Genomic DNA, 22,571 nt, shown 5'->3' with positions numbered 1-22,571 from the left:
GGTACAGATGAACAGACGGACAAGGCTGCTCCGGTACGGCCTCCTCACCGTGGTCTCGGCTCTGATGGCCACGGTCTTACCTCCGTTCGCGGTGGCCGACGCGGCGGACCCCTGCGGTCCCGGCACGAACGCGATCGTGTGCGAGAACTCCAAGCCGGGCACACCCATGTCCGACTGGTTCGCGCCCAGCGCCTACGGCGACATCAAGGGCTTCAGCGCCCAGATGAGCGTCCAGGCGGGCGACACCGTGCAGTTCAAGGTCCAGTCGCCGACCCCGTACAAGGTGTCGGTCTACCGGCTCGGCCACTACGGGGGTGACGGGGCCCGGCTGATGTCGACCGCGGCACAGGCCGCCCAGACCTTCCCGGCGAACTTCCCGCAGGGAGGCAATCCGCAGAGCTGCACCACCAAGGCCTCCACCGGCCTGGTCGACTGCGGCAACTGGCCCGTCACCTCCACGTGGACGGTGCCCTCGGACGCCGTCTCCGGCCTCTACATGGCCAACTTCGACCAGGCGGACGGCAACGGCGTGATGCCCTACCCGTTCGTGGTCCGCAACGACTCCAGCCACTCGGACATCGTGGTGCAGACCAGCGACCAGACCTGGCAGGCGTACAACAACTACGGCGGCCAGGACCTGTACGACGGAGCCGGGCCCGCGCCCGACGGCCGCGCGTACGAGGTGAGTTACAACCGGCCGATGGACATCGGCGGCGAGAACGGGATCTACGGGTCCGAGTACCAGATGATCGCCTGGCTGGAGCGCAACGGCTACGACGTCAGCTACATGTCGGGGATCGACATGTCGACGAAGGGCGCGACCCAGCTCCAGAACCACAAGGTGTTCATGTCCTCCGGGCACGACGAGTACTGGACCCAGGACCAGTTCACCAACGCCCTGAACGCACGTCACGCGGGTGTCAACCAGACGTACTTCGCGGGCAACGAGGTCTTTTGGAAGACCCGCCTCGCTCCCAGCATCGACGGGGCCAACACCGCCAACCGGACGCTGGTCTGCTACAAGGAGACCAAGCTCTCCTTCCCGCAGCCCAACGGCATCCCCGACCCGAGCGGGATCTGGACGGGCACCTTCATGGACCCGGCCAGCGCCACGAACGGGCGGCCCTTCCAGCCGCAGAACCAGGTGACCGGCTCGCTGTTCAGCGTGAACGGCTACCGCAGCGACGCCATCACCGTGCCCGGAGCATTCGCCAAGATGCGGCTGTGGAGGAACACCACCGTCGCCAACCTGACCCCCTCCCAGACCGCCACCTTCCCCGTCGGCACGCTCGGCTACGAGTGGGACAGCGATGTGGAGGACGCGGCGCGCCCGGCCGGGCAGATCGCCCTGTCGTCCACCACGGTGGACATCAACGACGGCAAGTACCGCCTCGACTACGGCAACACCTACGGGAACGGGACCGCGACGCACAGCCTGGTCGCCTTCCGCGACCAGACCTCGCACGCCCTCGTCTTCGGCTCGGGCACCGTCCAATGGTCCTGGGGCCTGACCAACATGCCGACCGGCAACCCGGACGACGCGGTGGTCACCGAGGACAAGCGGATGCAGCAGGCGACGGTGAACATCTTCGCCGACATGGGGGTCCAGCCCAAGTCCCTCCAGAGCAACCTGGTGGCGGCGAGCGCCTCCACCGACACCACCGGCCCGGTCATCACCGTGACCAGCCCCGCGGCGAACGCCACGGTGCCCGCGCTGCGGCCGGTGACCATCACGGGCACCTCGACGGACAGCGGCGGCGGCGTCGTGGCCCGCGTGGAGGTCTCCACCGACGGCGGGACCACCTGGAAGGCGACCACGGGCATCGGCTCCTGGAGCTACAAGTGGACCCCGACCGTCCCCGGAGCAGCGCAGATCAAGGTCCGCGCGGTGGACGACAGCGTCAACATCGGCGCCACCACCACCGTGCCGCTGACCGTGGGGCCCCAGCAGTGCCCCTGCACGGTCTGGCCCGCCGCCGCCGTACCGGGCACCGTCAACGCCGGTGACGGCAGCGCCGTCGAGCTCGGCGTGAAGATCCGCTCCTCGGCGCCCGGTTCCATCACGGGCGTCCGCTTCTACAAGTCACCCGCCAACACCGGTACCCACACCGGCAGTCTGTGGAGCAGCTCGGGCCAGCGCCTGGCCACGGGCACCTTCACCAACGAGACGGCGTCCGGCTGGCAGCAGCTGAACTTCTCCTCGCCGGTTCCCGTCAAGGCCAACACCACCTACATCGCCTCCTACTTCGCCCCCAACGGCGGCTACTCCTTCGACACCACCTTCGCGTCGTCCGACGCGGGGCTGGCCCCGCTCACCGCGCTGAAGAGCGGAACCGACGGCGGCAACGGCGTGTACCGCTACAGCGCCACGGGCGGGTTCCCGGCCACGGCGTCGGCGGGCAGCAACTACTGGGTCGACGCGGTCCTGGACACCGCCACCGCGAGCACCACACCGCCCACGGTGACCTCGACCACGCCGCAGTCCGCGGCCACGGGCACCGCGATCACGGCGACGGTGAAGGCCACCTTCAGCGTGGGAGTCGACATCGACACCCTCGTCTTCACCCTGAAGGACCCGGGCGGCGCCACCGTCCCGGGCAGCAAGGTCCTCGACGTGTCCAACAGCGCCACCTTCACGCCGTCCACCGAACTGGCGCTGAACACCACCTACACGGCATCGGTGCAGGCAGCCGACCTGTGGGGCAACACCATGGCCGCGCCGGCCACATGGACCTTCACCACCAGCACGAGCCCGCCGGCGGTGAGCTGCCCCTGCACCCTGTGGGGCCCCACCGCCACTCCGACGACCGCCAACGTCGGCGACGACACCAACTCCGTCGAGCTGGGCACCCGCTTCCAGTCCACCGTCGGCGGCTACGTCACCGGCATCACCTTCTACAAGGGGCCCGGCAACACCGGCACCCACACCGGCAGCCTCTGGTCGGACACCGGCACCCTCCTGGCCACCGGCACCTTCGGCAGCGAGACCGTCTCCGGCTGGCAGCAGCTCCACTTCACCACCCCCGTGGCCATCACGGCGGGCACCACCTACGTGGCCTCGTACCACGCGCCGAACGGCAAGTACTCCGTGGACGGCGGGTACTTCACGGCGGCGCACCGCTCCTATCCACTGGTCGCCCCGGCCGACGGCAGCGGCGGCGCCAACGGCCTCTACAAGTACGGGGCGGGCACGGTCTTCCCCAACAACACCTTCGGATCCGTGAACTACTGGGTCGGCCCGGTCTTCACCACCACGGCGCCGTCCGGCCTCGCGGCGGAGGGCTCCACGGAGGTGTCCGGCCAGTGAGCACGGTCAGCGTGGTGATCCCCTGCTACAAGTACGGCCATTTCCTGGCCGACTGCGTCAAGAGCGTCCTGGACGAGCAGGAGGGCGTCGACGTACGCGTACTGATCATCGACGACGCGTCCCCCGACGACTCGGCGGAGGTCGCCCGCGCCCTGGCGGCCGCCGACCCCCGGATCGAGGTCCGGGTCCACGAGCGCAACCGGGGTCACATCGCCACCTACAACGAAGGTCTGCTGGAGTGGGCCGACGGGGACTACGTGGCCCTGCTCTCGGCCGACGACCGGCTGGTCCCCGGCGCGCTGGTGCGCGCCGCGGCCCTGCTGGACGCCCACCCGGAGGCCGGCTTCGCCTACGGCAGGCCGCTGCGGTTCCAGCACGGCGGGCCGCTTCCCGCGGCCCGCACCCGCAGCACCGGTTCGGTGGTCTATCCCGGGCGGTGGTGGCTGGAGCGGCGCTTCCGGGAGGGGACCGGCTGCATCACCTCGCCCGAGGTGGTCGTGCGCACCAGCCTCCAGCGCAAGGTCGGGGGCTACGACCCGGAGCTTCCGCACGCCGGTGACATCGAGATGTGGATGCGGCTCGCGGCGCACGCCGACGTGGGCTACGTCCGGGGGGCCGACCAGGCCTTCTACCGAGTCCACGGCAACAACATGTCCACCACGGACTTCGGCGGGCAGCTCGACGACCTGCGCCAGCGACTCGTCGCCTTCGACTCCGTCCTGGAGAAGTGCGGCGACCTGCTCCCGGACGCCGCCCGGCTGTCGGAGGCGGCGCGCACGCGGCTGGCCCGGTACGCCCTGCGCAGGGCGTACCGGGCCTACGACCGGGGGCGCACCGGGGTGGTGCCGGTCGAGGACCTGGAGGCCTTCGCCGCCGAATGCCGTCCGGACTACACCGGGCTCGCCGAGTACGGGGCCCTGCGCCGCCGCCGGGATCCGCTGCTCGGTCTGCATGTCCGAGAGGTGCTTCGTGTAGACCTCGACGACCTTCAATACGGAGCGGTCGGCCACGGCGGGGTCCACGTGCTCCGCCTGCACCTGGAGGGAGGGGATCAGATAGCGCGGGGTGACGCTGGTGCCGCTGTTGCGCGGGATCATCCGGTACGTGCCCTCCACCCCGGCGGCGCGCAACTCGGCCTCTCCGCCCGGGGAGTCCAGCTGCTGGACGGCCGCGTAGGAGACGGCGGCGAGCGGCGGCTGCAGGTTGGCGAGCTGGTTCGGCTGGTTGCCCGTCACCGGCGGCTTGAGGACGACGATCGCCGAGCTCACATAGGTCTGGGTGGGCCGGAGCACCTGCAGGGCTCCGGCGGCCGCGAGAGCCGCCGCCAGGACCAGGACGTACCAGCGGCGGCGCAGCGTGCGGAACAACTCACCAGGCGACACAGGATTCCTTCCGTCGTGATCGATCTTCCCAGGACGCGGGTCCGCCCGCCATCGGTTCCCGGCCCTCGTGGGGGCCGTTCGTGAACATCGGTGAGATAGGCGCGGTGCTCAGGCGCCGCTGGTACGTGATGGCGCCCCTGACGATGATGGGCCTCCTCGCGGGCCTGCACCTGTACGAGTCCGTTCCGGTGTCCTACCAGTCGCAGAGCTCGGTGGCGCTGCTCGACTCCACGGCGGTCGCGCAGCTGGCCCCGACCTTCGGCAACCCCATCTCGAACGCGGGCGGTTCGCTCGTCGTGACCGCCGACGTCCTGATCAGGACCCTGTCGGGAGCCGACGCGGCGCGGGACCTGCAGGGGCTGGGGGTCACCGACCCCTATACGGTCGGGTTCGCCGCGAACACCTCCGGCCCGATGCTCACCCTGACCGTCACGGGCAACGACCGGGCCAAGGTGCTGAAGGAGACCAGCACGCTCACCGCGTTCGCCGGCGAGCAGCTGAACGCACTGCAGTCGGCGGCCAAGGTACAGCCCGCCTACTTCGTGCAGACCGCCCCGGTGGTGCTGCCGCAGACTCCGAAGCCACAGCTCAAGAGCCGCTACCAGCAGGTCCTGGCCGTCGTCATCGCCGGCGTGGCCGCCGGCTTCACCCTGTCCTTCGTCACCGAGAGCCTGCTGGGGTCCCTGCGCCGCCGGCGCGAGGCGGCCGAAGCCGCCCGTACGGACGCAGCGGCCGGCGGGGCGGCGCCCGTGCGCAAGCGGAGCAGAGCCAGGCAGTTGGACGCCACCGCGCTGCTCACCGGCTACCTGGCGCTGGCCTTCTTCATCCCCTCGAACCTGACGCTCCCGGGCCTGGGGGGCGTGGGCACCCCGGCCAACGTGTTCGCGCTGCTGGGGCTGTTCTGGTACCTCGCGACCTGGCTGACCGGCCGGATCCGGCCGGCCCCCGGCACCCGGCTGCCCCGGGTCGCCATGTGGCTGCTGACCGTGTCGGTACTGGCCTCCTACCTCGCGAACGCGTCCCGGGGCAGCTCGCACAAGGAGGTACTGGGAGCCGACCGGGGCCTGATCGGGCTGCTCGTCTGGGTGTCGCTGGTGGTGCTGGTCTCGGCCGGCATCCAGGACCGGGCCCGCCTCGACGTACTGCTGCGGCGGGCCGTGGTGATGGGGGCGGTGGTGGCCGCCATCGGCTACTACGACTTCTTCACCGCGACCAACATCGCCGAGAAGATCAGCATCCCCGGACTCCAGTCCAGCGTCGCCCAGATCACCACCCTCGACCGGGGGGCCTTCACCCGGCCCCGTTCGACGACGGCGCAGCCGCTGGAGTTCGGCGGCATGCTCGCCCTCCTGCTGCCCTTCGCCGTGCAGCAGGCCTTCGATCCGGTCCGCGCCCACCTGAGCCGCTGGCGCCGATGGGCCCCCGTGGCACTGATGGGCGGCGCCCTGCCGCTGACCGTGTCACGGACCTCCATCATCGGCGCGCTGATCGTGGTGCTGGTGATGGTGCCGCGGTGGAAGCCGCAGCGGCGCTGGACCACCTTCGGCCTGCTGCTGGGCTCGGTGGCCGTCTTCAAGGTGCTCGTACCCGGGCTGATCGGCACGATCACCACCCTCTTCGCGTCCTTCCTCTCGAACTCCGACAGCAGCACCCAGGCGCGCACCGTCAAGTACAGCGCGATCGTGCCCTACTTCGAGGACCGTCCGCTGTTCGGGCGGGGCCTCGGGACCTTCACCCCGGACCTCTACTTCTTCACCGACAACCAGTACATGCTGACCCTGGCGGAAATGGGGCTGCTGGGCGTGGTCGCGCTCCTCGCGCTCTTCCTCACCGGGATCCACCAGGGCGGCGCCGTCCGCCGCATCGCCTCCTGCGAGTCCGACCGGGAGCTGGGCCAGGCCTTCTTCGCCTCGGCCCTCGTCGCCCTGGTCAGCGCCGCCACCTTCGACGCCCTCAGCTTCCCGATGTTCGCCGGGATGTTCTTCCTGACGATCGCCGCCGGAGGCAGTTACCTCGGCTTCATCCGGCGCGCCGCGCCGAAGCCCCGAACCGTGGAGTCCCCGTGCTCTCCAGTGGCCCAGCCTCCGAGCTCCCACCGTCCCGCCGGACGGTCCCGCCGGCCCGACCGGGCACAGCCGGTCCCGTAGCCGTCGTCGTCGTCACCTGGAACAGCGCACTCGTGCTGCCGGAGTTCCTCGCCTCCCTGCCGGAGGGCATGGCCGGGCTCGACTGGCGCCTGGTCGTCGCCGACAACGACTCCGCCGACGACACCGTGGACCTGCTCCGGTCGCTGGCCCCGGAGGCGACCGTCGTCCAGACCGGCCGCAACGCCGGCTACGCGGCCGGGGTGAACGCCGCTCTGGAAGCGGCCGCCGCATGGGAGGGCGGCTTCGGGACGGCCCTGGTGTGCAATCCGGACGTCCGGATGCGACGGGGCTGCGCCGCACTCCTCGTCGGCGCGCTCGGCGCCCCCCTCGACGGCGGCGGCCGGGTCGGGATCAGCGTCCCCCTGCTCCACGAGGAGGACGGGACGCTCCACTACTCGCTGCGCCGGGAGTCGCGCGTGACGCGGGCCCTGGGCGAGGCCGTGATCGGCAACCGCCGCGCGGGGCGCTTCCCGCTGTGGAGCGAGCTGGTCACCGATCCGTCCGCGTACCGGCGGGCCACGGTCGCCGATTGGGCGACCGGTGCGCTTATGGCGCTCTCCCGGGAGTGCCTGGACGCCTGCGGAGCTTGGGACGAATCGTTCTTCCTGTACTCGGAGGAGACGGAGTACTGCCTGCGCGCCGGAGACCGGGGCTTCGCCACCCGGCTGGAGCCCGCCGCGGCCGCCGTCCACCTCGGCGGGGACTCGCAGGTGTCGCCCCGGCTGTGGACGCTGCTGACCCTGAACCGCGTACGGCTCTACGGGCGTCGGCACGGGGCGGCGGCCACCACCGCCTTCCGCGCGGCCGTCCTGCTACGGGAGACCTCGCGCGCGGTCCTCGGCCGGCCCGCGAGCCGCGCGGCGGCGCGGGCCCTGGCCAGCCCGTCCGCGTTGCGCGCGACCCCGGGTCCCTGATCCGGCGGGGTCACTCGGTCGGCGTCGGCCCGGTGGGCGCGGACCCGGTGGGCGCGGACCCGTCCCAGGCGGTGTAGAAGCTCTCCGGGTTGACCAGGTAGCGGACCGTGGGCCGCGGCACGTGGCGGACCTCGTGGCGGCGGCTGTAGCGGCGTACGAGCTCCCAGTCCTCGCGGGGCAGCACCTCGGGCGTGCGCCGCAGCCGGCTGAAGTACAAGGACCGGGTGCGGCGCGCGACGAAGGCGTTGGTGTCGAGGAAGGCCTCGCGGGCGGAGCGGCGCCGGTCGAACGGCACCGACAGGACGTCCCGTTCGCGGCCGTCGGGGAGCACCCTGCGCAGCGCCGTGTACACGGCGTCGGGCCCGCCGGCCGGCTCCAGTACCGCGAGGGCCTGCTCCAGGTGGTCGGGCTCCCACAGGTTGTCGTCGTCCAGGAAGGCGACGTACCGCGAGCGGGTCAGCCGGATCCCGACGTTGCGCACGACACCGGCCGTAGCCGTGTTGCGGGCCAGGGACACCGCGAACAGCCGTGGATCCGCGGGCAGCGGGGGCAGACCCGCGCCGTCGTCCACGACGACGACCACCTGGTCGGCCACGCTCTGCCCCAGGGCCGAGAGGACCGCCGCCCGCAGTGCCTCGGGGCGCCGGTGCGTGGCGATCACCGTGGCGACCAGAGCGGACGGCGGCCGGCCGAGCCGGGCAGCGAGCCGGATGGTCTCGGCGTCCTCGAAACGGCGCAGCCGTACGGCGGAGGGAGCCAGCAGGAGCTTGTTCCTGGCCTCGAAGAGCACCAGCCAGCCGAAGGCCCGCTTGAGCAGCTCCCAAGGGGCCCGGGCGATGCGGCGCATGATGTCCTCTCGATCGTCAGGGGGCGGGTTCGGGGACGACGGGACGGCCGTCGCTCATGCGGTTGCCGCGCCACACGTTGCCCGCGCCGCCCTGGTTCCAGGCGGCGACGGCCCCGTAGGTCCCGCCGGCGGGGTGGTACTGGGTGGAGAAGACGTTGTCCGTCACCTGGATGCCCGTGGCCCCCGGGCCGCCGCCGTAGAGCGCGTACGCCCCGCCGGCCAGCCAGTTGCGGTCGACGACCACGTTCGACACCACGCCGGTGTCGGCGAAGAGCCCGAGGGCCGCGCTGGCGCCCCGGTCGACCGGGACGGCGTTCAGCAGGGTGTTGTGGCGGATCGTCAGCCGACCCTTGTTGCCGCCGCCGCTGATGACGGCGTCCGTGTGCTGCCACTCGCCGCCCTGGTTGCGGAAAGCGACGATGTCGTGCACGTAGTTGTCGTGCAGGTCGCCCTGGCCCATGGACAGGGCGTTGCCGAACACCGAGATGTCGCACCAGCCGACCTCGATCGAACTGTCGCCCATGTTGGAGACCGCGTAGTCGACGCCCCCGTTGTCGGGTCCCTTGCCCGGCACGGCGGTGATCTCGGTACGCAGGACCCGCAGGCCCTTGAAGCCCGGGCGCAGGTTGACGCCCCACCAGTTCGCCGAGGTGATCTTGCTGTCGATGATGGTGACGTCGTTGGCGTAGACGTCCAGGGAGCCGTGGATGTCCCAGCCCTTGATGACCATGCCGTCGGTCTTCACGGACATGTTCCCCGTGTCGTGCCGCTCCAGCGCGATGCGCGGCCCGGTGGTGCGCGCGTCGGGGAACCCGCAGGCGCCCGGCGAGGCCGAGGTGCAGACGGGCGCCGCCGGAGTCGGCGCGCCGCTCGTCGGCGGGGGAGTGGCGGAGGGCGAGGCGGCGGAGGCGGAGGGGCTGGGGGAGCCCGGCGCGGACGGGTCCGCGGACGGTTCGGGCGAGGGCGGGGGACTGCTCTCGCCGGGGCACTGCGGGGCGCTTTCCGGGCAGGAACCGGCCGAGGACTCGCTGACGCCCGTCCGCTCGGCCTGGTAGAGGGCCAGTGCGCCGACCAGGAGGACCCCGGCCAGGAGCCAGGCCCATAAGAGGCGTCTGCGGTGACGTGCCATGGTCAGACTCCCGCGGTCGTGGCCGTCGGCGCGGACCCGCGCAGGAAGCCGAGGCTGGGCAGCACGCAGAGGCCGTAGCACAGGACACCGGCGGTCCCCGTCGCGAGGAGCGCGAGGACGCCGTCGCCCAGCAGCGCGGCCAGGAGGAGGACCACGGCCGTCATCACGGCGCCGCCGAGGAAGGGCCAGGCGCATGCCCGCGCCACGGTGGCCAGGCCGATGCCGCCCCGGTGCAGGGCGACGAGGAAGACCGGCACCACCACGGCGCCGGCGACAAGTACGTGGCCTTGGGCGACCCCCACGATCCCGCCGGCCCCGGCGCCGATCACCAGGGCCGGGACCAGGATGACGAGCCACAGGCCCTGCACCCCGATGAGGGAGCGGCGCCGGCCGATGGCCACCAGGCAGTCGTAGGCCAGTTCGCAGCCGATCCGGACGAGGCCGAGGCCCATCAGCCAGGGCAGGGCGGCGGCGGCGGGCAGCCAGCGCTCCCCGTAGACGAGCCCGACGATCGGCGCGGAGAGGGCGGCCAGCAGGACGCAGAGCGGAACCGTGCCCGTCATCACCACGCCCAGGGCGCGGCCGAACCCGCCGGCCAGCGCCCCGGGCGTGTCGGCCAGCCGGGAGAACCCGGCGAAGGAGACGCGGCGGGCCGCCTCGGAGATGATCCGCACGGGCCAGCCGGAGATGTTGAAGGCGAGCACGTAGAAGCCGAGGGCAAGCTGGTCCAGGGCGGAGCCCACCACCATGGTGTCCACGTTGACGACGCCGAGGGCGAGCATGCTGGCCCCGGCCAGGGGGAGCCCGAAGCGGAGCAGGGCCCGCGCCTGCTCCCGGTCCCAGCCGAACTTCAGGGTGCCGGGAGCGGCGAGGCAGCATCCGGCGAGCGCGGCCACGTTGCCGGCGACGGAACCCCAGGCGAAGCTCATCGCGCCCCAGCCCTGGACGGCCAGCAGCAGGGTCACGGCGGTGCTGAGGACGAAGTTGAGGGCGTCGATGGCCATCCGCCGGCCCTGCGCGAACTCCCGGGTCAGGAAGCCCGCGGGCACTTGCGACAGCCCGTCCAGGACCACGCACACGCACATCACGCGCAGGACGCCGGAGGCCTCCGGCGAGCCGAGCACCCGGGCCACCGCGGGGGCCGCCGCGAACAGGACGGCGTACAGCAGGCAGCTGGAGGCAGCGCTCAGGGTGAGGACGGTCGGGGCGAAGCGGCGGGGGTCGCCCTCCCAGCGCACGATCGCGAGGGAGACGCCGAGCTCGTTCGCGGAGAGCAGGACCAGCAGGACCGTCTGGGCGATCCCGTAGACGCCCCAGGCCTCGGGGCCGAGGAAGAAGCGGGCGAGGATGATGCCGGTGACGAAGTTGCCGAGGCGCATGACCACGGTGTTGACCAGGCTCCACCGGGCGGCGGAGCCGACCTTGCGGCCCAGGGCGGGCGCGTCGGGCGGGGGCCGCACGCCCGTTCCGGCGTCCGTCGAGGGGCCGGTCACGGTGATCCGCTGGAGCGGTACTTGGTGGACGGCAGGATCTTCAGGGCCATGGTCTGCGTGGGGTCCGCCGTGCTGGAGGAGGCGTCGGGCGAGGTGCCGGGCGCGTGGTCGACCCGGGTGGAGTCGGCCGCGCCGCCGGACCGGTCGGACTCGGGGACGGTCGTCGCGGACACTCCGGCCGCGGGCACCGTTGCGCGGGGCGCCGTGATGTCCGGCGCCGTGCCGGCCGGCGTCGCGCTTTCGGGCGCCGGCGGCCGGCGCCGGCCCGTGGTGCCGGGGCCGGCGGACTTCCGGCGGCGGGCCTCCACGAAGAAGGTGGCCACCAGGCTCAGTACGAAGCCCAGGGCCCCCGCCATGACCAGGTACTGGATCCGGGTCTTGGTCTGCGGTTCCGGTTTCTGCGGCGGGACGATCGTCGCCATGCGGATCATGGCCTCCGGCGCGACCGACTGCTGGGACTGGAACTCCTGCAGCCGCTTCTCGGCGTAGGCGGTGAAGACCTGGTCCGACTTCAGGACGGCGTCCGGATCGGTGCCGGTGACGCTCAGCCACATGAAGGGCCCCTGCGCGTTGTCGGCGATCTTGGCCTCGTACTCGCCGGTGACGCCCTGAGCCTTGAGGTCGGCCTTCGAGTCGTCGGAGTTGAGGTTGCGGGCCAGGCCGTCGGCCATGCCGGTGAGCGAGGACTGTGTGCTCAGGAAGGGGTTGCCGTCGAAGGCCACCGTGGCCTTCTTCGAGTTCAGCAGGGTCACCGTGCTCTGTGACAGGTACTCCACCGGGACCAGCAGGTACACGCCGGCGGTCAGCGCGGCCGTGAGCAGCAGTCCGGGCAGCAGTACGTACCAGCGCCTGCGCATGACCCGCCAGATCTCCGCGAGATCCATGGTCTCTTCCCCCTCGCGGCGGCGTCGTGTCCTCCACGCGCCGCCGCCCTGTTCATTGCGGTGTTTACGGTTGTCGGTGTGGTGTGGTGCGGTGTCGAAGTCGTGCGGTGTCGTGGTGTTGCGTAGGCGTGCCGGGTCCTTACGGTGCTCCGGGCGCCGCGGACGGAACCAGATCCGTGGGCCGCGGCCGGACCGCCCCGGGCCCGCCGTCCAGCAGGACCCGGGCGATGCGCTCGCTCGCCCGCCCGTCCCAGAGTTCGGGGCAGCGGGGCGCGGGCGGATCGTCGAGCACCCGGTTCACCGTGGCGGTGATGCGCTCCGGGTCGGTGCCCGCCAGGACGTTGGTGCCCTGCTCGACGGTGATCGGGCGCTCGGTGTTCTCCCGCAGGGTCACGCAGGGCACGCCGAGCGCGGTGGTCTCCTCCTGGATGCCCCCGGAGTCGGTGAGGACCACGCGGGCGGAGTCCTGCAGGGCGATGAAGTCGAGGTAACCGGCGGCCGGCACCAGCCGGATGCCGCCGGGGACCCCGATCCCGGCCAGCCGCTCGGCCGCCCGCGGGTGCACGGGCAGCAGGAGCGGGCAGCGTCCGGCGATCTCGCCCAGGGCCTTCAGCAGGCCCCGCAGCGCGTCGGGGTCGTCGACGTTGGCCGGCCGGTGCAGGGTGACGAGACCGTATCCGCCGCGGGTGAGCCCGTACCGGTCGAGGACGTCGGACTCCCTGGCCCGCTCCAGGTTGGCGAACAGGGTGTCGATCATGACGTTGCCGACGACGTGGATCTGGTCCTCGCGGTACCCCTCCGACCGCAGGTTCGCGGCCGCGTCGGGCGAGGGTGCCAGCAGGTAGTCGCTGACGCGGTCGGTGGCGACCCGGTTGACCTCCTCGGGCATGCTCCAGTCCCGGCTGCGCAGTCCCGCCTCCACGTGGGCCAGCAGCGGGCCCGCCTTCGCGGTGACCAGCGCGCAGGCGAGCGTGGAGTTGATGTCGCCGACCACCACCACGGCGTCCGGGGCCAGTTCGTCGACGAGCGGCTCGAAGGCCGCCATCACCCGGCCGGTCTGCTGGGCGTGGCTGCCGGAGCCCGCCCCCAGGTACCGGTCGGGGGAGCGCATGCCGAGGTCGCGGAAGAAGACGTCGTTCATGGACTCGTCGTAGTGCTGGCCGGTGTGGACGAGGACGACCTCGGCGCCGCGGCGCTCCAGTGCGTCCATCACCGGTTTGATCTTCATGTAGTTGGGCCGGGCCCCGGCCACGCAGATGATCCTCGTCATGGGTCAGAGCACCTCCACCTTGGGCCCGGACAGCCGGTTGCGGCAGTCCAGGATCAACGAGGCGTGCTCGGTGACCATCGCGTAGTCGAAGGAGTCGTGGTCCGTGAGGAGGACCACGACGTCGGCCGAGGTCAGCTCCTTGCGGGTCGGCTCGACCCGCGAGAGGCGGGCGTCCACCTTGATGCCCTCCACCACGTGCGGGTCGGCCGCGCGCACCTTGGCGCCCATGTCGAGGAGCAGCTGCGCCACGCGTACGGCCGGCGACTCCCGGGCGTCGCCGGTGTTCTTCTTGTACGCCAGCCCGAGGAGCAGGATCCGGGAGCCGTTGACCGAGCGGCGCTTGGCGTTGAGCGCGTCCATGACCCGCCGGGCGACGTACTCCGGCATGTGGCTGTTGATGTCGTTGGCCAGCTCGACGAAGCGGAAGTTCTGGCCGAGTTCGCGCTGCACCCGCCAGGACAGGTACGAGGGGTCGATCGGCAGGCAGTGGCCGCCGACCCCGGGGCCCGGGGTGAACTTCATGAAGCCGAACGGCTTGCTGGCGGCGGCCTCGATGGTCTGCCACACGTCGATGTCGAGGTGGCGGGCGAACATGGCTATCTCGTTGACGAGGGCGATGTTGACGTGCCGGAAGGTGTTCTCCAGCAGCTTCGCGAGCTCGGCCTCCTTGGGCGAGCGCACCGGCACCGTCGTGTCGACGAGGCCCGCGTAGAACGTCTCCACCGCCTTGAGGGACGCGGCGTTGACGCCGGAGACGACCTTGGGCGTCTGCTGGAAGCCCCAGACGGTGTTGCCGGGGTCGATGCGCTCCGGGCTGTAGCCCAGGTGGAAGTCGACACCGGCGGTGAGCCCCGAGCCGTCCTCCAGGATCGGACCGAAGAGTTCCTCGGTGGTGCCCGGGTAGGTGGTCGACTCCAGCACGACCGTGGCGCCCGGGCGCAGGAAGCGGGCCAGGGTGTGCGCCGACTCCTCGATGTAGCGCAGGTCGGGGGCGCCGTCCTGCAAGGGGGTCGGGACCGTGACGACCGCGACGTCGAAGCCGCCGCAGTCGCGGGCCAGTTCGCTGGCCTGGTACGTGCCGAGCTCCAGTGCTCGGGCCAGCCGCTCGGAGGAGACGTCCTCCACGTACGACTCGCCGGCGGCGAGGCTCTTGACCCGCCGCGCGTCCACGTCGTAGCCGACCACTTGGTGTCCGACCTCGGCGGCCCTGATGGCCAGCGGAAGTCCGACGTATCCCTGTCCCACGACGACGACGCGCATCAGTGACTCCTGTTCGCGGAACCGGCAGACGGTGTACGGCGGATGAGCTCGCGGACCGTCATGAGGAGGAAGGCAGCATTGGTGGTGAGGTAGCGCTTGCCGAGGCGGCGGGGCTCCTGGAGGGTGCGGTAGAACCATTCGAGGCCCAACCGCTGCCAGACCAGGGGGGCCCGCTTGGTGATCCCGGCCAGGATGTCGAAGGACCCGCCGACACCGTGCACCACGTGGGCGCCGGTGCGCTTGCCGTAACCGGCGGTGAAGATCTCCTTCTTGGGGGAGGTCATGCCGAGGAACAGCAGGCGGGCACCGCTCGCGGCGACGCCGTCGGCGACCGCGGCCTGGTCTCCGTCCTCGAAGTAGCCGTTGCGGCTGCCCGCCACGCGCAGCGCCGGGAACCGCTCGGAGATCCGGCGGAGCATCAGCTCCAGGACCTCCTGGCGGGCTCCGAGCAGGTACACGGGTACGTCCGCGGTCTCGGCGGCGGCCAGCAGCCGCATGAACAGGTCGATTCCCGCGACCCGTTCGGGCAGCCGGACCCCGAGGACCCGGCCGGCCCACACCACTGCCTGGCCGTCGGCCAGGACGAGGTCGCAGCCCGCGACCGCCGCGGCGAGGCGGGGGTCGCGGCGCATGTTGACCAGCTTGGCGGCGTTGACCATGCCGATCTCGATCTGTTCGCCGCGCCGCACCGCTTCGAGGCAGCGCCGCACGGTCTCGTCCATGGTCAGGGCGTCGAGCGCGACCCCGAAGAGGGTCTGTCTGTGATTCATTTCCCGAGCCCCCCGAGCCAGGCGTGCAGGAGCCAGCCGTACTCGTAGGGCCTGCACTCGCGGTCCACCGCCAGGGGGCGGAAGAGCCGGTCGAGCGGTGCCAGCCGGGCCTGCGGGAGCACCCGGGTGGTGAGGCCGCGGGCGGCGCGGACGGCCTTCACGGGGTCGCCGCGGTAGACCTTGCGCCAGGTGACCCCGTAGTCCTCGCGGATCATGGACTCGCGCGGGGTGCCGTCGGGCCCGGCGATCTCGGGCACCGCCGTCATCCACCGAAGACCCCCGCGGATCGCGGCGCCGAAGTCGGTGCCGCCCGCGTCGGCCAGGTCGAAGAGGGCGGTCGGGGCCATGGCGTGCTGGTGGACGCTGTAGACGGGGTAGCCCTCCACCACGCGGCCCGTGCGGGCGTCGTAGTGCCACCACCACTGTCCGCCGTCCCCCTGGAGGGCGCAGATGCGGGCGGCGCAGGCGTCGGCGGCGGCCAGCGCCCGCGGGTCCGAACCGCTCGCGTGCAGCCGGGCCAGCGCCTGGATCGGATAGGTCTGGTCGGCGAAGCAGGCCACATGGGAGCGGTAGCCGGGGACCAGGCCGGGCCCGGTGGCGTGCGGGAACAGCGGACCGCCGTCGGTCCTGGCCGAGAGCAGCCGGTCGCGGGCGGCAGCCAGGCGGTACTCCACGTCCACCTCGGTGCGGGCGGCGGCGAGCGCGGACAGCACCCAGGCCGCCTCGACCGTGTACTGGGGCCGCCCGGGGACGTCCAGTACGGCCACGCGCGCGAGGGCGTCCGCGAGCTTCGGATGACCGGTCTCGGCGGCGGCCCAGGCGATCAGCGCGGCGTCGCCGAGGTTCGTCACCGCGGGCAGCCGCTCGACGAGCAGTCCGGTGAACTCCCCGGCGGTGAGCCCGCCGAACAGGGCGCGCTGGCGGTCCTCGGGAAGGTACCGCGCACCCAGGGCGGTGATGGCCGAGTACCGGGTGCTGGTCCCGCGCCGCTCCACGCGGCGGGTGCCGTCGGACGCGACCGTTCCCACCCGCGTGAACACGAAGGTCTCCGCGCCCGGCAGGTACATCTCGGGCAGCCCCGCCTCGGCCAGCGCGAGCAGCCGCTCGGCCAGCGCGTGCAGTGACGCGTCCTCGTGGGCCAGTGCTGCTAATCGTGTGGTGTTCACAGGGTCCCCACCCCGAATTCCCGTGTGCCGAGCACACCCCGTATGTCCGAGCTGTACGGCTCCAACACACCTACCCCCTCTGAATTGTTCCTCGGACAGACCCGGCGGTCGTCGTTCGGCGGAGGGGAAACGCGCATGACGGGACACGTGCCCGCGGTGTGATCCCCCCGATGGCACGAACCGCCCGTGGGCGCCCGCTGGATCCCCCTCCAGCTACGCCCCGGACCGGAGCACGCGCGGACGGCGGCGCCGGGCGGGCGCTCCTGCGCCGGCCGTCACCTCGTCCGCGATGCCCTCGTCGTGTACAACCCCCCACTGAAAACAGCCTGTTGCCTGCTCAGATCCCGTGTACAGGGACAAGGTATGCCCAAGGATGTTCGTTGATTGTGGTTTTGAGGAAATGCCGCGCACCTAAATCGCGGACGTTCCGTCAAGTCCGTTCGCTCAGCGTCCCGTCCGTCTCCTCGTGCAGCACGCCGGTGCGCGGACACTCCCACACGCCCGGCTCGCCCTCGCGTTCCACCAGACGGACCCCGGCCCGGCCCACCCAGCCGATGCGGCGGGCCGGAACGCCCGCGACCAGTGCGAAGTCCGGCACGTCCCGGGAGACGACCGCGCCGGCCGCCACCAGTGCCCAGCGCCCCACGCGGACCCCCGCCACGCACACCGACCGGGCCCCGAGCGAGGCGCCCTCGGCCACCACGACCCCGGCCGCCTCCCAGTCGCCGCCGCGCTTCTGGCGTCCGTCGGGATCGACCGCCCGCGGGTAGAAGTCATTGGTGAGCACCACGGCGGGGCCGATGAACACGCCGTCGCCGAGCACGGCGGGTTCGTACACGAGCGCGTAGTTCTGCAGCTTCACGTTGTCGCCGATCCGTACGCCGGGTCCGACGTACGCCCCGCGGCCCACGATGCAGTCCCGGCCGAGCCGCGCGTCCTCCCGTACCTGCGCCAGATCCCAGATCGTGGTCCCCTCCCCGAGTTCGGCCGTTTCGTCGACCTGGGAGGAGGGTTGGATGCGGACACTCACGGAGCGGTCCCCTTACGGCTCGCAGGCGTTCGGATGCACGGCGTACTGACGTACGAAGGGAGCATATGCCCCACGGGCCGGGCCCGTACGGGGATCAACGGACTGTTCACGGAGCGGACTTGCCGGTTCGGCTTAACGGCCCCCGATCGCTTCCTTAAGCGGAACCTAAGACTCACACCCCCTGCCTCGAATCGATCAAATGTCCGTTTCGGGGCGGCTAGCGTACTGCCCCACCCCACCCCCCGATCAGAGGCAGGCACGCGATGGGCAGGACGACCGGTCACCGGCGCAGGACGGGAAAGAAGACGAAGGCCGCGGGCGCGTTCGCGGCGGCGGTGGTGATCGGCGGCGCCGCCTTCCTGTTCACCGGCACCGCGCAGGCCGCCACCGTAGGAGCGGTGTACACCAAGTCCGCCGCCTGGAGCGGCGGTTACACCGGGCAGTACGTGATCACCAACAAGTCCGGGCAGACGCGCGAGGGGTGGACCCTGGAGTTCGACCTGCCCGCGGGCACGAAGATCGACTCCCTGTGGAACGGAACCCACACGGTCTCCGGGCGCCACGTCACCGTGAAGCCGGCCGACTGGAACGCGGCGCTCGCCCCCAGGGCGTCCGTCACCGTCGGCTTCGTGGCCAGTGGGACCGCCGACTCCGGCGCCCCCACGGCCTGCCGCATCGACGGCGTGAAGTGCTCCGCCGACCAGGGCACGACACCCGCGCCGGGCGGCCGCCCCACCACCGTCCCGTCCCCGACGGCAACGGCCTCGCCGAGCACCGGCGCACCCGCGCCGGGCACGCCCTCCGGGCAGCCAACGCGGACCGCGTCCCCGTCCGCGCCCCCCACGACCCCGCCGACGAGCGGTACCCCGGCCGACGGGGCGCGCTTCGCCCCGTACGTGGACACCTCCCTCTACCCCGCCTACGACCTGGCCGACACGGTGGCCAAGACCGGCGTCAAGGAGTTCCACCTCGCCTTCATCACCTCCGGAGGAGGCTGCGCCCCGCTGTGGGGCGGCGTCACCGACCTCGCGAGCGACAAAGTGGCCGCGCAGATCGGAGCCCTGCGAGCCGGCGGCGGGGACGTGCGCGTCTCCTTCGGTGGCGCAGCCGGCCACGAACTGGCCCTGAACTGCGGATCGGTGGGCGAGCTGGCCGCCGCGTACGGCAAGGTCGTCGACCAGTACCGGCTGACCAAGGTCGACTTCGACATCGAGGGGGCGGCCCTGCCCGACACCGCGGCCAACGCCCGCCGCGCACAGGCCGTCGCCGCGCTGCAGAAGTCCCACCCGGGTCTCGACGTGGCGTTCACGCTTCCCGTGATGCCGGAAGGCCTCACCCCGCCGGGTGTGGCGCTGCTGGCCGACGCGAAGAAGGCCGGCGTACGGGTCGACGGCGTCAACATCATGGCGATGGACTACGGGCCCGCCTACAGCGGCGACATGGGGCAGTACGCGATCCAGGCCGCGACGGCCACGCAGGCACAGGTCAAGGCCGTGCTCGGGCTGTCCGACGCGGCCGCCTGGAAGACGGTCGCCGTCACACCGATGATCGGGGTCAACGACGTCACCAGCGAGATCTTCACCGTCGCCGACGCGACCGAGCTCGTGGACTTCGCGCGGTCGAAGGGAATCGGCCGCCTGGCGATGTGGTCCGGGACCCGCGACAAGCAGTGCCCCGCCGGAGCCGTCAACCACGCCGACGCGACGTGCAGCTCGATCCTCCAGCAGCCGCTCGCCTTCACGAAGGCGCTCGGCGCACTGCGCTAGTCAGGTCCCCGGCCCTTGGGCCCCCGGCCCTCGGGCCTTCCCCCCCGGCCCTCGGCGGGAGCGCGCCCGCCCGGCCGGGGGCGCTCCCGCCGCTCATTAGAGTGCCGGTATGACTCCGCAGCCCTCCGTAACTGCCGCGAACGCCGTGGCCGTCGAGCTCGGGAAGCCGGCTCCCGCCCACGTGGTGGCGGTCCTCGCCTTCGACGGCATGGCCCCCTTCGAGCTGGGCGTGGTCGTCGAGGTGTTCGGGCTCTCCCGGCCCGAGCTGGGGGACATCCCTTGGTACGAGCTGCGGGTCTGTTCGGCGGAGCCGGGACGCGACCTGCGCGCCGTCGGCGGATTCACCCTCCGGGCCGAACACGGCCTCGACGTGCTCGCGGCCGCCGACACCGTGATCGTTCCCGGCGTCTCCTCGGCGGGCGGCGCGATACCCGGGGAGCTCGTCGAGGCCCTGACCACGGCCCATGCCAGGGGGGCGCGCCTGGTCTCGATCTGCTCGGGGGCCTTCGCGCTCGCCGCGACCGGCCTGCTCGACGGACGCCGCGCCACCACCCACTGGCGCTACGCCCGTACGCTCGCCGAGCGGCACCCCGCCATCGAGGTCGACCCGGACGTCCTGTACGTCGACAACGGCGACGTGCTGACCAGCGCGGGCAGCGCCGCCGGGATCGACCTCTGCCTCTACCTGGTGCGCGGCGACCACGGCGCCGCCGTGGCCAACACCGTGGCCCGCCGCTTCGTCGTACCGCCCCACCGCGAGGGCGGGCAGGCCCAGTTCATCGAGGCGGCGGTCGGCGAGGTCGGCCCCGACGCCGCGGACGACGGCATCGCCCAGAGCATGACCTGGGCCATGCGGCGCCTGTACACGCCGCTCTCGGTCCCGGCCCTGGCCCGCGAGGCCCGGATGTCCGAGCGGTCCTTCCTGCGTCACTTCACCCGCCGCAACGGCGTGAGCCCGATGCGGTGGGTCGTCTCCCAGCGGATCTCCGCGAGCCTGCCGCTGCTGGAATCGGGCGAGGGCTCGGTGGACGAGGTGGCGGCCGCCGTCGGCTTCGACTCGGCGGCGACCTTCCGCCACCACTTCACGCGGCAGATGCGCACGACGCCCACGGCGTACCGGAAGGCCTTCGTGAGGGTCGCCGCGCGGCCGTGAGGAAGGCTTTCCCGGGCCTTCACGAGCGGTGGCGGGCACTGGCGGGCGGTGGCGGGATCTTGACGAACAGCGGCGTTCACGCCACTCGAAGCGTGCGGGCGCGGGACAGAGGATGGAGTCATCGCCGCAAGGGAAACGACCCGGCCGGCGCGAGAGACCCCCGCCCCGTCCTGCCCCGCCCAAGGAGTACGCCGATGTCCGCCATCCTCGCCACCGCCCCCGCCGGCACCCTTTCTACCGTCGCCCCCGCCGGGGCCGCCGGCGCCGTCCTGTCCGTCCCCGCGGCGGCCCCGGCGGACGCCGCCGCCCACTACGCCGCCCGGCTCGCCTTCGAGGCCGACGTCTCCGACGTCCGCGCCGACCTGCTCGCCGGCGTTCCCGGCATCGTCGTGGTCGACTCCCGCAGCGTCGAGTCCTGGGACCAGGGCCACATCCCCGGCGCCCTGCACGTCCCGACCGCGCGGATCGCCGAGCTGGCGCCCACCCTGATCGACCCGGCCGTGACCGTGGTCACGTACTGCTGGGGTCCCGGCTGCAACGGCGCCACCCGCGCGGCGCTCGCCTTCGCCCGCCTCGGCTACCAGGTGAAGGAGATGCTCGGCGGCTTCGAGTACTGGGTCCGCGAGGGCTTCGCCTACGAGACCGCCCAGGGCCCCGACCAGCGCCGGGTCGACGACCTGACCGCCCCGCGCTCGGGCATCTCGTGCGCTTGCTGAACCGGGTGCGGGCCAACCGGGCCCGTGCCCGGCACCCCGAAAGGGGCCGCCGGGCACGGGCGGCGCCTCAGTAGCTAGTACCCATGGCCGCGCGGACCTCCTCCAAGGTGGTCTCGGCGATCGCGTTCGCCCGCTCGTTGCCGGCCCGGACGAGCCCCCGCACGTACGCCCTGTCCGCGGCGAACTCCGCACGGCGCGAACGCAGCGGCGCGAGACGGTCGTTGACCGCCTCGGTCACCGTCCGCTTCAGGGCGGCCGACCCCGCGTCGCCGATCTCCCGCGCCACCTCCTGCGGTTCCCGGTCCTGGCACAGCGCTGCGAGCAGGACCAGGCTGGAGACCTCGGGACGGCCGACCGGGTCGTAGGTGATCCGGCGCACCGCATCGGTCTTGGCGCCCTTGACGAGGCGGGCGGTCTCGTCCGCCGTGTCGGACAAGGCAATGGCGTTTCCACGGGACTTGCTCATCTTCGTCCCGTCGGTCCCCAGGAGCAGCGGCGCCGCCGACAACAGCGCGTCGGGTTCCGGGAACACCGGTCCCCCTTGTCCGTAGCGGTCGTTGAAGCGGCGGGCGACCGTGCGCGTGACCTCCAGGTGCGGCAGCTGGTCCTGTCCGACCGGCACGAGGTTCGCCTTGCAGAAGAGGATGTCGGCGGCCTGGTGCACGGGATAGGTGAACATCAGCCCGCTGACCGAGGCCTGCCGGGAGTGCGCGATCTCGTCCTTGACCGTCGGATTGCGGCGCAGCTCGGCGACCGAGACCAGGGACAGGAACGGAAGCAGCAGCTGGTTCAGGGCGGGCAGCGCGCTGTGCGTGAAGATCGTGGAACGCTCGGGGTCGATCCCGGCGGCGAGGTAGTCGAGGACCAGGTCCTCGACGTGCTCGGTCAGCCGCTGGGCCACGTCCCGGTCGGTGAGCACCTGGTAGTCCGCCACCACCACGTACGTGTCCACGCCCGCGTCCTGCAGCCGCACGCGGCCCTGGAGCGTCCCGAAGTAGTGGCCGAGGTGGAGCCGTCCGGTGGGCCGGTCCCCGGTCAGTACTCGGAAGCGGCCGGGGGCGTCCCGGATCCGCAGCTCCAGCTCGGCGCTGCGCCGCTGCGCGACCGCCACATCGGCGTGCGCCTGGCCCTGCGCCTGGCCCTGCGTCTGGCTCTGCGCCTGGTTGCGGGTATGCGGGGCGAGGAAATCGAGGTTCGACATGTGCGGGTCTCCTGCCTGGAAGGGGGAGGACCGCCGCCCGGGGCACCCGGGAGCACATGCGTCCCGGGCCGTCCGATCGACGGCCCGGGGGGGGTATGACTGGTCCGTGGCCGCTCCTACGGGGAGCGCCACCAGC

Annotated in this window: 18 protein-coding genes; 8 read left to right on the top strand and 10 right to left on the bottom strand. The window is 72.2% G+C overall.

All coding sequences use genetic code 11. From position 1 onward, the window contains the following. Positions 1-7 precede the first annotated feature (7 nt). The 4 genes from ACFWBY_RS04150 to ACFWBY_RS04135 are packed head-to-tail and all read left to right on the top strand — an operon-like array spanning position 8 to position 7,750. Positions 8-3,307 carry a DUF4082 domain-containing protein gene (locus ACFWBY_RS04150; protein WP_385344155.1) on the top strand — a complete coding sequence of 1,100 codons (3,300 nt, stop codon included), beginning with the start codon at positions 8-10 and terminating at the stop codon, positions 3,305-3,307. Further along, positions 3,304-4,773, top strand: a complete 1,470-nt coding sequence (locus ACFWBY_RS04145) for a glycosyltransferase (RefSeq protein WP_385409625.1) — start codon at positions 3,304-3,306, stop codon at positions 4,771-4,773. The genes ACFWBY_RS04150 and ACFWBY_RS04145 overlap by 4 nt, the downstream gene beginning before the upstream one ends. Continuing rightward, on the top strand, positions 4,770-6,836 hold the full coding sequence (locus tag ACFWBY_RS04140; protein ID WP_385341742.1) for an O-antigen ligase family protein: 2,067 nt from the start codon (positions 4,770-4,772) through the stop codon (positions 6,834-6,836). The genes ACFWBY_RS04145 and ACFWBY_RS04140 overlap by 4 nt, the downstream gene beginning before the upstream one ends. Continuing rightward, positions 6,752-7,750, top strand: a complete 999-nt coding sequence (locus tag ACFWBY_RS04135; RefSeq protein WP_385341739.1) for a glycosyltransferase — start codon at positions 6,752-6,754, stop codon at positions 7,748-7,750. Before ACFWBY_RS04140 ends, ACFWBY_RS04135 begins: the two co-directional genes overlap by 85 nt. Before the next feature lie 10 nt (positions 7,751-7,760). On the opposite strand, the gene ACFWBY_RS04130 is transcribed toward ACFWBY_RS04135, so the two are convergent. Both ACFWBY_RS04130 and ACFWBY_RS04125 read right to left on the bottom strand, forming a co-directional pair. Further along, the gene (locus tag ACFWBY_RS04130; RefSeq protein ID WP_385341736.1) at positions 7,761-8,597 is read right to left on the bottom strand and encodes a glycosyltransferase family 2 protein; all 837 of its coding nucleotides are present in this window, start codon (positions 8,595-8,597) and stop codon (positions 7,761-7,763) included. 16 nt (positions 8,598-8,613) lie between these two features. Further along, positions 8,614-9,348, bottom strand: coding sequence for a hypothetical protein (locus ACFWBY_RS04125; RefSeq protein ID WP_385341733.1), 735 nt, complete (start codon positions 9,346-9,348; stop codon positions 8,614-8,616). Between ACFWBY_RS04125 and ACFWBY_RS04120 the strand changes: the two genes are divergently transcribed. Then, positions 9,305-9,652: a hypothetical protein gene (locus ACFWBY_RS04120; protein WP_385341731.1), complete on the top strand. Its 348-nt coding sequence runs from the start codon at positions 9,305-9,307 to the stop codon at positions 9,650-9,652. The genes ACFWBY_RS04125 and ACFWBY_RS04120 overlap by 44 nt on opposite strands. A gap of 76 nt (positions 9,653-9,728) precedes the next feature. On the opposite strand, the gene ACFWBY_RS04115 is transcribed toward ACFWBY_RS04120, so the two are convergent. From ACFWBY_RS04115 to ACFWBY_RS04085, 7 genes are all read right to left on the bottom strand, one after another. Continuing rightward, positions 9,729-11,219 carry an oligosaccharide flippase family protein gene (locus ACFWBY_RS04115; RefSeq protein ID WP_385341728.1) on the bottom strand — a complete coding sequence of 497 codons (1,491 nt, stop codon included), beginning with the start codon at positions 11,217-11,219 and terminating at the stop codon, positions 9,729-9,731. Beyond that, entirely contained in the window at positions 11,216-12,103 is an 888-nt protein-coding gene (locus ACFWBY_RS04110) for a chain length determinant protein (protein WP_385341725.1), read from the bottom strand. The genes ACFWBY_RS04115 and ACFWBY_RS04110 overlap by 4 nt, the downstream gene beginning before the upstream one ends. A gap of 139 nt (positions 12,104-12,242) precedes the next feature. After that, positions 12,243-13,373, bottom strand: a complete 1,131-nt coding sequence (wecB, locus tag ACFWBY_RS04105) for a non-hydrolyzing UDP-N-acetylglucosamine 2-epimerase (RefSeq protein ID WP_385341723.1) — start codon at positions 13,371-13,373, stop codon at positions 12,243-12,245. 3 nt (positions 13,374-13,376) lie between these two features. Next, a complete protein-coding gene (locus tag ACFWBY_RS04100; RefSeq protein ID WP_385341721.1) occupies positions 13,377-14,633 on the bottom strand; it encodes a nucleotide sugar dehydrogenase in 1,257 nt (418 codons plus the stop codon). Continuing rightward, positions 14,633-15,403 carry a WecB/TagA/CpsF family glycosyltransferase gene (locus ACFWBY_RS04095; protein WP_385341719.1) on the bottom strand — a complete coding sequence of 257 codons (771 nt, stop codon included), beginning with the start codon at positions 15,401-15,403 and terminating at the stop codon, positions 14,633-14,635. The genes ACFWBY_RS04100 and ACFWBY_RS04095 overlap by 1 nt, the downstream gene beginning before the upstream one ends. Beyond that, positions 15,400-16,569, bottom strand: a complete 1,170-nt coding sequence (locus ACFWBY_RS04090; protein ID WP_385341716.1) for a hypothetical protein — start codon at positions 16,567-16,569, stop codon at positions 15,400-15,402. The genes ACFWBY_RS04095 and ACFWBY_RS04090 overlap by 4 nt, the downstream gene beginning before the upstream one ends. Positions 16,570-16,999: 430 nt before the next feature. Next, the gene (locus ACFWBY_RS04085) at positions 17,000-17,599 is read right to left on the bottom strand and encodes a DapH/DapD/GlmU-related protein (RefSeq protein ID WP_385341713.1); all 600 of its coding nucleotides are present in this window, start codon (positions 17,597-17,599) and stop codon (positions 17,000-17,002) included. A 263-nt stretch (positions 17,600-17,862) separates the two neighbouring features. On the opposite strand from ACFWBY_RS04085, the gene ACFWBY_RS04080 reads away from it, so the two are divergent. The 3 genes from ACFWBY_RS04080 (at position 17,863) to ACFWBY_RS04070 (ending at position 21,234) form a co-directional block, all read left to right on the top strand. After that, a complete protein-coding gene (locus ACFWBY_RS04080) occupies positions 17,863-19,365 on the top strand; it encodes a cellulose binding domain-containing protein (protein ID WP_385341712.1) in 1,503 nt (500 codons plus the stop codon). A 109-nt stretch (positions 19,366-19,474) separates the two neighbouring features. Further along, complete coding sequence (locus ACFWBY_RS04075; RefSeq protein WP_385341709.1) at positions 19,475-20,518, top strand: helix-turn-helix domain-containing protein; 1,044 nt, start codon at positions 19,475-19,477, stop codon at positions 20,516-20,518. A 194-nt stretch (positions 20,519-20,712) separates the two neighbouring features. After that, positions 20,713-21,234, top strand: coding sequence for a rhodanese-like domain-containing protein (locus ACFWBY_RS04070; protein WP_385341707.1), 522 nt, complete (start codon positions 20,713-20,715; stop codon positions 21,232-21,234). A 67-nt stretch (positions 21,235-21,301) separates the two neighbouring features. On the opposite strand, the gene trpS is transcribed toward ACFWBY_RS04070, so the two are convergent. Then, positions 21,302-22,435 carry a tryptophan--tRNA ligase gene (trpS, locus tag ACFWBY_RS04065; RefSeq protein WP_385341706.1) on the bottom strand — a complete coding sequence of 378 codons (1,134 nt, stop codon included), beginning with the start codon at positions 22,433-22,435 and terminating at the stop codon, positions 21,302-21,304. Positions 22,436-22,571 lie beyond the last annotated feature (136 nt).

The organism is Streptomyces sp. NPDC060049, assembly GCF_042736715.1.
In the GTDB taxonomy this organism is placed as follows: Bacteria; Actinomycetota; Actinomycetes; order Streptomycetales; family Streptomycetaceae; genus Streptomyces.
This window is presented reverse-complemented; position numbering and strand designations above follow the sequence as displayed.

Bases quoted from the DNA above. Each gene is read 5' to 3' on its own strand.
- trpS (WP_385341706.1), bottom strand. From the start codon at position 22,435: ATGTCGAACCTCGATTTCCTCGCCCCGCATACCCGCAACCAGGCGCAG.
- ACFWBY_RS04095 (WP_385341719.1), bottom strand. From the start codon at position 15,403: ATGAATCACAGACAGACCCTCTTCGGGGTCGCGCTCGACGCCCTGACC.
- ACFWBY_RS04070 (WP_385341707.1), top strand. From the start codon at position 20,713: ATGTCCGCCATCCTCGCCACCGCCCCCGCCGGCACCCTTTCTACCGTC.
- ACFWBY_RS04120 (WP_385341731.1), top strand. From the start codon at position 9,305: ATGTCCCAGCCCTTGATGACCATGCCGTCGGTCTTCACGGACATGTTC.
- ACFWBY_RS04080 (WP_385341712.1), top strand. From the start codon at position 17,863: ATGGGCAGGACGACCGGTCACCGGCGCAGGACGGGAAAGAAGACGAAG.
- ACFWBY_RS04125 (WP_385341733.1), bottom strand. From the start codon at position 9,348: ATGTCCGTGAAGACCGACGGCATGGTCATCAAGGGCTGGGACATCCAC.
- ACFWBY_RS04130 (WP_385341736.1), bottom strand. From the start codon at position 8,597: ATGCGCCGCATCGCCCGGGCCCCTTGGGAGCTGCTCAAGCGGGCCTTC.
- ACFWBY_RS04110 (WP_385341725.1), bottom strand. From the start codon at position 12,103: ATGGATCTCGCGGAGATCTGGCGGGTCATGCGCAGGCGCTGGTACGTA.
- ACFWBY_RS04100 (WP_385341721.1), bottom strand. From the start codon at position 14,633: ATGCGCGTCGTCGTCGTGGGACAGGGATACGTCGGACTTCCGCTGGCC.
- ACFWBY_RS04075 (WP_385341709.1), top strand. From the start codon at position 19,475: ATGACTCCGCAGCCCTCCGTAACTGCCGCGAACGCCGTGGCCGTCGAG.
- ACFWBY_RS04150 (WP_385344155.1), top strand. From the start codon at position 8: ATGAACAGACGGACAAGGCTGCTCCGGTACGGCCTCCTCACCGTGGTC.
- wecB (WP_385341723.1), bottom strand. From the start codon at position 13,373: ATGACGAGGATCATCTGCGTGGCCGGGGCCCGGCCCAACTACATGAAG.